This window comes from Tenacibaculum holothuriorum, assembly GCF_002120225.1.
Taxonomy (GTDB): Bacteria; Bacteroidota; Bacteroidia; order Flavobacteriales; family Flavobacteriaceae; genus Polaribacter; species Polaribacter holothuriorum.
Map to the genome: position 1 here is coordinate 109,754 of NZ_LAPZ01000003.1, position 12,128 is coordinate 121,881.

The 12,128-nt window shown below is 29.0% G+C and carries 15 protein-coding genes; 13 read left to right on the forward strand and 2 right to left on the reverse strand.

Annotation, left to right across the window (positions count from 1 at the left end):
- The first annotated feature begins 58 nt into the window (after positions 1-58).
- From WH52_RS05690 to WH52_RS05700, 3 genes are all read left to right on the forward strand, one after another.
- Positions 59-1,102 (forward strand): sensor histidine kinase, encoded by a 1,044-nt coding sequence (locus WH52_RS05690; RefSeq protein WP_086029984.1) that lies wholly within the window; start codon positions 59-61, stop codon positions 1,100-1,102.
- A gap of 2 nt (positions 1,103-1,104) precedes the next feature.
- A complete protein-coding gene (locus WH52_RS05695) occupies positions 1,105-1,812 on the forward strand; it encodes a LytR/AlgR family response regulator transcription factor (RefSeq protein ID WP_086029985.1) in 708 nt (235 codons plus the stop codon).
- Between the two features lie 380 nt (positions 1,813-2,192).
- Positions 2,193-3,590: a TlpA family protein disulfide reductase gene (locus WH52_RS05700; protein WP_086029986.1), complete on the forward strand. Its 1,398-nt coding sequence runs from the start codon at positions 2,193-2,195 to the stop codon at positions 3,588-3,590.
- 71 nt (positions 3,591-3,661) lie between these two features.
- Here the strand turns inward: WH52_RS05700 and WH52_RS05705 are convergent, their stop codons facing one another.
- On the reverse strand, positions 3,662-4,462 hold the full coding sequence (locus tag WH52_RS05705; protein WP_086029987.1) for a TIGR00266 family protein: 801 nt from the start codon (positions 4,460-4,462) through the stop codon (positions 3,662-3,664).
- Positions 4,463-4,522: 60 nt separating this feature from the next.
- Positions 4,523-4,984, reverse strand: a complete 462-nt coding sequence (locus WH52_RS05710; protein WP_086029988.1) for a DUF4442 domain-containing protein — start codon at positions 4,982-4,984, stop codon at positions 4,523-4,525.
- Positions 4,985-5,126: 142 nt separating this feature from the next.
- Here WH52_RS05710 and WH52_RS05715 point away from each other — a divergent pair, with 142 nt between their 5' ends.
- From WH52_RS05715 to WH52_RS05760, 10 genes are all read left to right on the forward strand, one after another.
- Complete coding sequence (locus tag WH52_RS05715; RefSeq protein ID WP_086029989.1) at positions 5,127-5,555, forward strand: DUF4870 domain-containing protein; 429 nt, start codon at positions 5,127-5,129, stop codon at positions 5,553-5,555.
- A gap of 10 nt (positions 5,556-5,565) precedes the next feature.
- A complete protein-coding gene (locus tag WH52_RS05720) occupies positions 5,566-5,910 on the forward strand; it encodes a PadR family transcriptional regulator (RefSeq protein ID WP_086029990.1) in 345 nt (114 codons plus the stop codon).
- Entirely contained in the window at positions 5,903-7,876 is a 1,974-nt protein-coding gene (locus WH52_RS05725) for a PspC domain-containing protein (protein WP_086029991.1), read from the forward strand. Before WH52_RS05720 ends, WH52_RS05725 begins: the two co-directional genes overlap by 8 nt.
- Positions 7,877-7,985: 109 nt before the next feature.
- Positions 7,986-8,405 (forward strand): nuclear transport factor 2 family protein, encoded by a 420-nt coding sequence (locus WH52_RS05730; RefSeq protein WP_233131523.1) that lies wholly within the window; start codon positions 7,986-7,988, stop codon positions 8,403-8,405.
- A gap of 137 nt (positions 8,406-8,542) precedes the next feature.
- On the forward strand, positions 8,543-9,052 hold the full coding sequence (locus WH52_RS05735; protein ID WP_086029992.1) for a hypothetical protein: 510 nt from the start codon (positions 8,543-8,545) through the stop codon (positions 9,050-9,052).
- 98 nt (positions 9,053-9,150) lie between these two features.
- Positions 9,151-9,543, forward strand: a complete 393-nt coding sequence (locus tag WH52_RS05740; protein WP_086029993.1) for a helix-turn-helix domain-containing protein — start codon at positions 9,151-9,153, stop codon at positions 9,541-9,543.
- A gap of 59 nt (positions 9,544-9,602) precedes the next feature.
- A complete protein-coding gene (locus WH52_RS05745) occupies positions 9,603-9,998 on the forward strand; it encodes a VOC family protein (protein WP_158091355.1) in 396 nt (131 codons plus the stop codon).
- Positions 9,999-10,029: 31 nt separating this feature from the next.
- Positions 10,030-10,569 (forward strand): VOC family protein, encoded by a 540-nt coding sequence (locus WH52_RS05750; RefSeq protein WP_233131524.1) that lies wholly within the window; start codon positions 10,030-10,032, stop codon positions 10,567-10,569.
- A 105-nt stretch (positions 10,570-10,674) separates the two neighbouring features.
- A complete protein-coding gene (locus tag WH52_RS05755) occupies positions 10,675-11,340 on the forward strand; it encodes a M15 family metallopeptidase (RefSeq protein WP_086029995.1) in 666 nt (221 codons plus the stop codon).
- 94 nt (positions 11,341-11,434) lie between these two features.
- Positions 11,435-12,109, forward strand: coding sequence for a hypothetical protein (locus WH52_RS05760; protein WP_086029996.1), 675 nt, complete (start codon positions 11,435-11,437; stop codon positions 12,107-12,109).
- Positions 12,110-12,128: the final 19 nt, after the last annotated feature.

Consider the following 12,128-nt stretch of genomic DNA (forward strand, 5'->3'; position numbering starts at 1 on the left):
AACCGAAATTATATCTTAACAAGGAAAAGAAAGTTACCTTTATACCTACTTTTGAACTATGAAATTAAAAAACACCTTTAAATACCACTTTATATTAGGTTTCATTATTATTGCTATGGATTTTTTTAGAGCTTATGTAACAGGTGGACATGATCGCTTCTTCTCAAACATTCAACTTGGTTTATTATATAAAACCACTTTCTATATTTCCTTTTTTAGCGTGTATGCTATTAATGTTGGTATTATATGCCCTAGAACCCTGATAAGGAAAAATCTTACCTATTTTATTTTAGGCCAAATTTCTTTATTCTTCATTTTTGCAGGAATTAGATATTTTTTAGAAGAAATTGTTATTTATAATATTGCTGGTTTTCATAATTATCATGACAGTACAAGAACCTTTTGGTATTATATTTTTGATAATTCATATTACTCCTTAAAAGCTATCTTATTCAGTACGTTTATTTATTTATTATTTCGTTTCATTGAAAACAATAATAAAATTCATGAATTACAATTGGAACATAAAAAAGCAGAATTGGATGCCTTAAAAACACAATTAGAGCCCCATTTTTTATTCAACACTTTAAATGTTTTCTATTCGGAATTAGCAGAAACTCAACCTGAAACTGCTAAGGGAATTCATAAACTATCAGAACTATTAAGATATCTTACTTATGAAGCTCAAAAAGACTATATGCCTTTAAAAAAGGAATTAAAATTTATTAAAGATTATATATATTTTTATGAAAAAAGATTTGAGGATAATTTGTTTTTAAATCTCTCTATAAACGGTGAAATAAGAGACCAAGAAATCCCTTCATTAATTTTAGTCCACTTTATTGAAAATATTTGTAAACATGGAGTGATTAATGACAAGGAGAATCCTGCTAAAATTTCAATTAATATTTCAGAAGACTCTTTAGAATTGAAAACTTACAACAAAGTTTCCAATGTAAAAAACTATAGTAGTACTGGTATTGGTAGAGAAAATTTAAAAAAACGATTAGAATTACTGTTTAATAATGATTTTTCCTTTGAACACAAAGAAATAAACAATACATATACTGCATATTTAAAACTCCCTATTAAAAACAACTAACTATGAAAATTTTAAGATGTTTAATTGTTGATGATGAAGCTCCTGCTATACGATTATTAGAGTCGTATGTAAAAAAAGTGTCTTTTTTAGAGTTAGTAGGTTCTACAACAAATCCTATTGAAGCGATAAGTATTATTGAAAAAGAAGATTTAGACTTGGTATTTTTAGATATCCAAATGCCAACCATTACAGGTATTCAACTCTCTAAAATTGTAAAAGATAAAATTAGTATAATTTTCACAACTGCCTATCCGCAGTTCGCATTAGAAAGCTACGAACTTAACGCTGCTGATTACCTCTTAAAACCTTTTGAATTTGAACGTTTTTATAACGCCATTTTAAAAATTAAACCTACTAAAAAAACTAATCCTTTAGTAAATAACGATGATTTTATCTTTATAAAAACTGACGGGAAAAACAATTTTGAAAAAGTATATACCAATGAAATTTTATATATAGAAAGTCTAAAAAACTATGTTTCAATTCATTTAAAAGACAATCAAATAATAACTTATAGCACTTTAAAACATTTTGAATCTGAGCTTTCTTCAAAGAGTTTTGTTAAAATTCATAAATCTTTTATTGTTGCTATTCAACACATTTCTAAAACCGACTCTCTTTCCGTTTATCTTTCAAACGGTAAAAGCCTACCAATTGGTGATACTTACAAGAAACAATTCTTTGAAAAAATTAATAAACTTATGCTTTAACAACCTAACCTTTTACTCTTAATAGTTTCTTAATTATTAAATATTTAACAACTCATTCTTAAAATATTTTTCACCTTCGCAAGAAATTTGTTAAATATTTACAGTTTTCGGCACGATAATTGTTTTAACAAAGTCTTAACATTAACACCTAAACTATGAGAAACTACTTACTACGTAATTTAAAATTAGTGGGATAATTGTTATGAAAAAAGAAGAAAAGAAAAACCGAAGTTAGCTACTTCGGTTTTTTTCATTTAGAAAAACTCTTGAACTCATTAAAAATCAATAAACTCAAATAAATTGTTAATTTCTTTGATAAAACTTTGAAATAAATTATTTTCGGCTTTTTTAAACCCTAATTATAATTTAAATTCCTAAAAATGAAAAAACTAATACTATTAGCACTCATAGGAGTTGTTGCGATTTCATGTAAGAAAGAAGCTCCTGTTAAAGATTATTTAGTATTAACAGGTAATGTTGAGAATTTTAAAAAGAGAGATGTAACCCTACAAGGATTTAGATTCAAGAAAAAAATTAAGTTCGATAGAAAAACTAAATCATTTAGAGACACAGTTAAAATACCGTATAGTGGTTATTATACTCTTGTTTTAGACAAAAACAAAAGACGTGTTTTAAATCTTTTCTTAAATAAAACAGATGATACTGGTTTAATTCTTGATTTCAAAAAACCTGAATTAATTAACTACGAAGGTAAAACTGCAGCAATCAACAGTTATTTTATTAAAAAGACTAAAAAGTTTGGAGAAATTATAGGTAATGCTAATAATTTATTCTCTAAAGAAGAAGGAGATTTCTTAGATACAATGGATGAGTATAAAGATGCTTTATCTGATTTATCTGTAGAAAGTAACTTGCCTGCAGACTTTATGAAAAGAGAAGTTAAAAATATTGATTATGAATATTTAAGAAACTTAAACAACTATCAAAACTATCACAGAATTTTAACTGGTAATGATGAATTTGTTGTTTCTGAAAACTTCCCTAATGTAGTTGAGCAAATAGACTTTAACAGTGCACAAGATTATGTTGATTCTTATTCATACAGAACTTTATTAGGAGAAATAATCGATCAAAAAGCCAGAAAAGAAAATGATGAAGGTGATAATTTTTACTTAACCGTATTGGAAACTATTCATAAAGAGGTTAACGATACTTTAGTTAAAAACGATATGTTATATCTAAACCCATATAAAAATGGTATTACATATGTCGACAATTTAAAAGAGTATTACAAAAAATTTATGGCATATTCTACTAACGAAAGTCATAAAAAAGAAATCACTAAGACATATAACTCTATGAAGTTAACTGCTAAAGGGCAGCCTTCTCCTAAATTTAAGAATTATGAAAACTATAATGGAGGAACAACTTCTTTAGACGACTTATTAGGTAAAGGAAAATATTTATATGTTGATGTTTGGGCAACTTGGTGTGCTTTCTGTAAAAAAGAAATTCCTTTATTAAAGAGGTTAGAAGATCAATACCACGGAAAAAACATCGAATTCGTTAGTATTTCTGTTGATAAAAAAAATGTTTACGATAAATGGAAAGAAACTATCGTAGAAAGAGAAATGTCTGGAATTCAGTTACTAGCTGATAAAGACTTTAAATCTGATTTTGTTAGTGCATACAATATTTCTGGTTTACCAAGATTTATTTTAATTGATCCTGATGGTAATATTGTAAGCCCAAATGCTCCTTCTCCATCTCAAGGAGAAAGACTAGTAAAAATGTTTGACGATTTAGGTATTCAATAATTGTCTCAATTATAACAATAAAAAAGGCTTGATTTAAAAATCAAGCCTTTTTTATTATTTAGAATATTTTTTTAAAAACGATTATCTCCATCTAATAAATCTCCTAAGCCACCTAAAACACTTCCTTCTCCTCTATCTCCTCTTCCTGTTTGAGGTGCCATAGCAATAACTCTTCCTGCTAAACGACTAAATGGCAATGATTGAATATATACTGTTCCTGGACCTCTTAATGTTGCGAAGAATAATCCTTCACCTCCAAAAACCGTGTTTTTAATTCCTCCTACAAATTCAATATCATAATCTACATCTTGGGTAAAACCAACTATACAACCAGTATCAACTTTTATAACTTCTCCAGGTTGTAGTACTTTTTTAGCAAGTGTTCCTCCAGCATGAATAAAGCCCATTCCATCACCTTCCATTTTCTGCATAATAAAACCTTCTCCTCCAAATAAACCTCTTCCTAATTTTTTTGAAAACTCAATTCCGATAGAAACTCCTTTGGCTGCACATAAAAAAGCGTCTTTTTGACAAATAAATTTACCTCCGTAATTTGTTAAATCAATAGGAACAATTTTACCTGGATATGGAGATGCAAAAGAAACTTGTTTTTTACCTTGACCAACATTGGTAAAAACTGTCATAAACAAACTTTCTCCAGTTAAAATTCTTTTCCCTGCAGAGAAAATTTTCCCTAATAACCCTTTTTCTTGATTAGATCCATCACCTAAAATTGTGGTCATTTTAATATCAGAATCCATCATCATAAAACTACCAGATTCTGCCACTACTCCTTCTTGAGGATCTAATTCAACTTCAACATATTGCATTTCTTCACCAAAAATGCGATAATCTATTTCGTGTGCACTCATACCTTTTAATTTAGTTATTTATTAATAAGAAGAAGCTTTATATAAAATGTTACAGTTTCCTTATGATTTTACCTTAACACTCCATTCATATTCAAACTTAGAAACAGAAACACCTTCTTTATTGAATCCTTCAGAAGTCATTGTAATTGTTTGCCCTTCTCCAGTTTCTATACTTTTATGAATAGCATCTCTAATTAAATGTCCGTCATTACAAACAAAATTAATTCTTCCTTTAGCTGTTTTTGTAAACGTTGCATTCATATTTGTAACATACATCGATATTTTTTTTCCAGATCTATCTATTTCTCTCATTACTAAAATTCCTGTTGTTAATTCAGATGCCATACCTTGAACAGCCCAAAACATACTTTTAAACGGGTTTTGATTAATCCATCTATGCTTTACCGTTACAGTAGCTTTGGTTTCTTCCATAGATTGTACACGAACACCTGTAAAAAATGCTGAAGGCAGCTTAAACAATAGAAATGCGTTTATTTTTCTTGGGGTAAATTTTTTACTCATATTTAATATTTATGGCAATTTATAAAAAATACCTCATAGAATAAAAATGTTAAATTTTGTTAAATTTTAGTACTATGTATTGCATAATACCTTTTTAAATATATATATTTGCATAAGCAAGTATTATATAAATAATATAATTATGAAACACAACGACCAAAACACCAATGCTTTTTTAATACATATATCAGCTTTTGCAGGGTATTTATTTCCTTTCGGAAGTATTATTACTCCATTAATATTATGGCAAACCTTAAAAGAGCGAAGTCAATTTTTAGATGATCAAGGTAAAGAAGCAGTAAACTTTAATATTAGTTATGCTTTATATATTTTCATTTTAGGCTTATCGTTTATACCAGTATTTACTACTTCTGTTTTTAGAAACTTTAATGATGTAGATTTTGGTTTTGACATTAGTTTTTATGAAGGGCCATTCTTCGGGCTTCTAGGAATTGGTGCACTAGCATCAATAGTAGGTCTCGTAAAAGTAGCTTTAATTATTATAGCTGCCCTAAAAAGTAAAGAAGGAGAAAATTACAAGTATCCACTAACCATAAAATTTATAAAATAAACCACATTCAATGAAGATAGAAAACACAAAAGCACAAATGCGCAAAGGTGTTTTAGAATATTGCATCTTATCAATCCTTCAAAAGGGAGATGCTTATACTTCTGAAATCCTTTCAACATTAAAAAGCGCAGAAATGATTGTGGTTGAAGGTACCATATATCCGTTACTAACTCGTTTAAAAAACGCAGGTTTATTAACGTACCGATGGGAAGAATCAACCTCAGGACCACCACGAAAGTACTACGTTTTAACAGAAAACGGAGGCATGTTTTTAAAAGAATTAGACAAAACCTGGAATAATTTAGTAAACGCAGTAAACCAAGTAACACAAGATAAATCAACTAAAGATGAATAAGACTATCAATATAAATTTAGGAGGCTTCTTCTTTCATATAGACGAAACCGCCTACCAAAAACTAAAACGTTATCTAGACGCCATTGCTCGTTCGTTGAGCGATGATCCTCAAGGTAAAAACGAAATAATTTCGGATATAGAAGCTCGTATTAGTGAGTTACTTTCTGAGAGAATTACTGATGCTCGTCAAGTTGTAAACGAAGGAGACATTGAAGAGATTATTGGTATAATGGGGCAGCCAGAAGATTATTCTGAAGCTGAAGAAAATTATACCGAATCGAACTACTATCAAAGAAGAAGTTCATCATCTAAAAAATTATTTAGAGATGGAGACGATAAATTCTTAGGAGGTGTAGCTGCTGGTTTAGCACATTATGTAAATATTGATGTTATTTGGGTACGATTAACCTTTTTAATCTTAACCTTAGCAGGTATAGGATTTGGAGTAATCGCATATATTATCTTATGGATTTTATTACCTGAAGCTAAAACTACCTCTGAGAAATTACAGATGGAAGGGGAAGCTGTAAACATTGACAACATTGAAAAAAAAATTCGTAACGAATTTGAGAACCTTTCTGCCAAGGTAAAGGAAGGCGCCCATGAATTATCTGATAAAATTTCGAGTGCTGATTATCAAAAATTACGCAACCAAACTAAATCAGGATTTCAAGATTTTTTAGATACTTTCGGAAAAATACTACTAGCCGTATTTAAAGTATTTGGTAAATTCATGGGCGTTTTATTAGTATTTGTAGCTGGTGTAACCTTAGTTTCTTTACTATTCGGTATGTTCTCGGTAGGTAGTATCGAAGTATTAGGATTTGAAAATGGTATGGTACATTACCCACCATTCTTTTACGACTCTCTTTTACCTCGTTGGTTGTTAGCTACAATGCTGTTTATAGCTATAGGAATTCCGTTTGTAGCCTTATTTATTTTAGGTTTACGAATTTTATCACCAAACATTAAAAAAGTTAGTACACCTACCTTTTTAACCTTATTAGGAATTTGGTTAGTATCAATTTTATGTTTGATTTTCTCTGGAATAGAATTTGCTACATCAAAAGCTTATAACGGAACAAAAATTACCAAACAAGCAATTACGTATACTACCGAAAATCCGCTAAAAATTAGAGTAATTAACAACGACGATATTTATTACAAACACAGTTTACGTAGAAGCAACAATGCAATAGATGTTGAAGTTGATGATGAAATGATGAAATACTCTAACGATGTTAGAATTGATGTTCAAAAGAGTGAAACAGGAAATGCTTACATAGAAATCAGAAAAAGGTCGGAAGGAAGAAACCGTAAAAAAGCAAATGACAAAGCTTCACAAATTAGCTATAACTATAAAATAGCAAACAACACAATTGTCTTCGATGGGTATTTCTTGAGTAAGTACAGAAGCTTATGGAAAGACGAAGAGGTTACAGCTACAATTTATATTCCTGAAGGAACAAAAGTATATTTCGAAGGATCTACAAGAAGCTTCTTATACGATATTAAGAATACACAAGATATTTACGATAGAGATATGGTAAATCATAATTTCGAAATGACTTCAAAAGGATTTGAATGTTCAGACTGTGAAGATGAAAAGAAAGAGAACGATACTGATGACGAATGGAACTCTGACGAAGACAATAACAACGATGTTAGTTTTTTATTCGACAGTACTATTAACGATGCTAAAGCTGAATTAATAATCACGAAAGAAACAACCAAAAGCGAGTTAAAAGAATTAGCTCGCTGGTTTAAAAACAAAAAGAATATTGATATAGATTTTTCAGAATCAAGCTTTTTTAACAACGGAAAAATAAAATCGTACATCTTAAAAGTTAACTGTAATGACGGATATAAAGGAAATACTGCCTCTAAAGGTATTACCATAAACAACGGAAAACACGGTTTTATAAGAAATTACGATAACAGTACAGTTTCTTTTAAAATTTGGTAGCAAATAATCAATACAACTAACCATGCAACAACTATTTGACTTCTTTTTTAAAGGAAACTTTTTCTTAAAAGTTGTACTATTTATTTGGGCGCTACTAAAATCATTTTTTATGAGCGCTCAAGTAAATGAAATTCCAAAATACAAACCTATTGATTTTGAGTTACATCAACAAATAAGTAAAATGGATAGTATCTTTTTCAACGCATATAATACTTGCGATTTAAAAACTCAAGCCGATATTTTACATGAAGATTTGGAGTTTTATCATGACAAAGGTGGATTATCAACCTCAAAAGAAAGTATCGTTAAAGCGCTTAAAGACAATATCTGTAACAAAGTCACGCGCACACTTATAAAAGGAAGCATAGAAGTTTATCCAATACCAAATTATGGAGCAGTACAAGTAGGCTATCATAAATTCTTTAACAAACTTGAACCTAACTCAAAATCAAAACCTGGTAAATTTATTATGCTTTGGAAAAAAGAAAATTCAGGGTGGAAAATATCACGTGTTATTAGTCTTCATTAACACGTCACAAAATTAGTCCCATTAGTTAGCTAACTCTAATGGTAACTAATACTTGGTTTTATTAGTTTACAAGCCAAAACTGTACAGTTTTGGCTTTTCTTTATAAAAATACTATTTTGGTCTCAAAATTAAGTTTTATGAAAAAAGTTATTTATTTAACATTATTTTTTTTAATGTTTATTTCTTGTGGAAACAATAATCAAGACTGTAAAGAAACTCTTACCATCCGTCAATTTTATTTTGTTAACGGTAATTCATATGACTATGATACAAATATTGAAGTTCCGTGTGGTACTATTATTGAAAATCAGCCAGTAAATATTACACCTCCAAAATTAAAAGAATTTACTTATGAAGTAATTAATTTCGAATACACTATTAATACAGTAACTAACATATCTAAGTTAGAAATGGAAGTAAAACTAAATAATACTAGCAATGCTTCTGTAAAAGGGTTTCCTTACTTTACTATTAAAACTGATAATTTAGAGTTTTCAACAGATTACTCTAATCTTGCTACTAATTCTTGTCAGCAATTAGAAGCAAATAGCAGTTGTACTTTTATTTTAAAAATTGAAGAGTCTTTAAATATAGGAAACTGGAGTAACCCTAAATTAACTAACGTACAATACTTTTTAACTAATTAAAAAATTTACACCTAAGTTATTTCATTATAGCTTTTCTTAATTTTAGATAAAGTGTTCCCTCTTCACAAAAAAAAGATTTATCTTACCTTTTAGAATTGATGGCATTTATTATGTCTTTTTACAATAAAGAAATACTAAGAATTAAAGAGGATTGTTATTCCAACCAATGGCAACTAGATACTGTTATCGGATTACGGAATTATATTAACAATAACTTCAGTGAAAAATTAAATTTAGACCTTTTTTCTCGTATTCGGTTTGTTTCAAAATACCATCTTTTAAGACTATTTAAAAGATATTATGGCCAAACTCCTAATCAATATTTAATTAACAAAAGAATCGAAAAAGCTAAAGAATATATAAAAGACGGTCTATCTATTTCAGATACCTGTCATGAAGTAGGCTTTGAAAGCTTGAGTTCTTTTAATTCTTTATTTAAAAGAAAAACGGGATTTACACCACGGGCATATCAAAAGAGCAATTTTCGATAAGTTTTTTTGAACATGATTTTAAATCTTTGCACCATCAAATAATTATTAAACTTTAAATCATGAAGATTAAACTTGTAAGTATTCCTGTAGATAATCAAGAAAAAGCCCTTGAATTTTATACTAAAAAATTAAATTTTGTAAAAAAGATAGATGTTCCTGTAGGTGACGGTAATAGATGGTTAACAGTAGTTTCTGGTGAAGAACAAGATGGTCCAGAACTTTTATTAGAACCAGCTCCTGTTAATTTTGAGCCGACAAAAGTATATCAAAAAGCATTATTTGATGCTGGTATTCCTTATACACAATTTAATACCTCTAATGCTCAGAAAGAATATGAAAGGTTAATCGATTTGGGAGTCACTTTTAGTGTAAAACCAACAGAAATGGGAACTGTAAAGATTGCTGTTTTTAATGATACTTGTGGAAATCATATACAAATTGTAGAAGTTTTATAGTCATATTCTTTTAATAAAAATACTTCATCATATGAAACAAATTTTACCAATACTATTATTACTAAGTTTAATCGGAACAAGTTGTACTAATTCTAAAAAAAATAACATCTCAGAAAAACTTAGATTAGAAATCGATAGTTTAAAAACTAAACTAACAAAAAACAAGACAATTATGAAAAATCAAATGATAAGGTCTCTTACTTTTCAAGACGGAAATGCAGAAAACGCTATGAATTTTTATGTAGAATTATTCGATAACTCTAAAATCATAACAATAAAACGTTGGGAAAAAAGTGCACCAACAGAAGAAGGAAAGATTATGCAGGCAACATTCGAATTAAATGGTAATTTATTTATGTGCAGCGATAGTCCTGCTATACACGATTGGAACTTTACACCAGCGGTTTCTAATTATATAGAATGTGAAAATGACGAAGAAATTGAAAAATTATATTCCAAATTATCTGAAAACGGAAAAATAATGATGGAATTACACAATTATGGATTCAGTAAAAAATTTGCGTTTATTCAAGATCAATTTGGAGTTTCTTGGCAATTAAACTTAAATTAACCTAATTAATTCTAATTTAATAATCAACTACCTCGGGGAAAGTCTCAGAGAATTAGCCTTGATTATTGCACTGCGATTAAAATCCATTTCAGTATTTTTACCAACATGAAATGGATTTTATATTTAATACTTATAACAACCACTACAGTTGTTGCTCAACAATTGCCTAAAGGATTTTCGTATGTAAAAGATGTAGCACCAACCATACAAAAAGAGCTACGCTACTGTTCACATAACAATTTTATAGGCATACCTATAGACGGATATGAAGAGAATGTTTTAATTACTTCTACCAAAGCTGCAAAAGCACTAAAAAAAGTACAAGACGAATTACTTCTTTTAGGACTAAGTCTTAAAGTTTATGACGCTTACAGACCACAAACCGCTGTAAATCATTTTGTTCGTTGGGCAAGAGTGTTAAACGACACAGTTATGAAACAGCAGTACTATCCCAAAATCAATAAAAGACATTTATTTAAATTAGGATATATTGCCTCAAAGTCAGGTCATTCAAGAGGAAGTTCAATCGATTTAACTATTGTTGATACACAAACAGGAAAAGAATTAGACATGGGAAGCCCATATGATTTCTTTGGAGGAATTTCACATATTACATATACGAAACTTACTAAACAACAATTAAAAAACAGACAACTTCTTCAGAAGGTTATGAAGAAAAACGGATTTAGACCTTATCCAAACGAATGGTGGCATTTTACCTTAAGAAATGAACCTTTTCCAAAAACATATTTCGATTTTCCTATTAAATAGATTAACAAATATTTCAGAACTTACCAGTAAGTTTTAACGTCATATTGTGACCTTATACTTAAATCGGCATTATATTTGCTAACAATAAGTTTCTATGATGAACATTTTTAAAACAATATTATTTCTAGGAATCTGTATTTGTACTTCCAACTCTTTTGGTCAATTAGATGGTTCCGAAGGTGGTTCTACAAAAGGAAATAGTTCTTTTAATTTCAATGCTGCCCCAGCTAAAGAAGTAAAAAAACCAAAATCTTTAGATTTTAATAATGATAATGGATTTAAAAATGCACACAAAGAGCATCAAAAAGAGTTAGATAAAAAAAGAAAAGAAAACGAATTTAACAATAAAGGAATATTAACTAAGGCTAAAATTGCTGAAGAACAATATTTAAAATCTTTCAAAAAAATAAATGGTTTATATGATTATCCTGTCATAGACCAAGATTTAGGAAGTTTTAGTACCAAGTCTGGCAGTGTAAATATTATTTGTAGAGACTATCAATATCCTGACGGAGATATGGTAACTATTTTTATAAATGATATCCCTGTTGTTTCTAACATTACACTAAAACAACGTTATCAGTCTTTTAACATCCCATTAGAAGAAGGTATTAATACTATAAAAATATTAGCATTAAATCAAGGAACATCAGGTCCTAACACTGCTGCTTTTAAAATTTATAACGATGCTGGTATGCTTATATCTTCTAACGAATGGAACTTAGCAACTGGTGCTAAAGCTACAATTATTGTCGCTAAGGAAAAGTAATACTCAAACCTTATCGTAA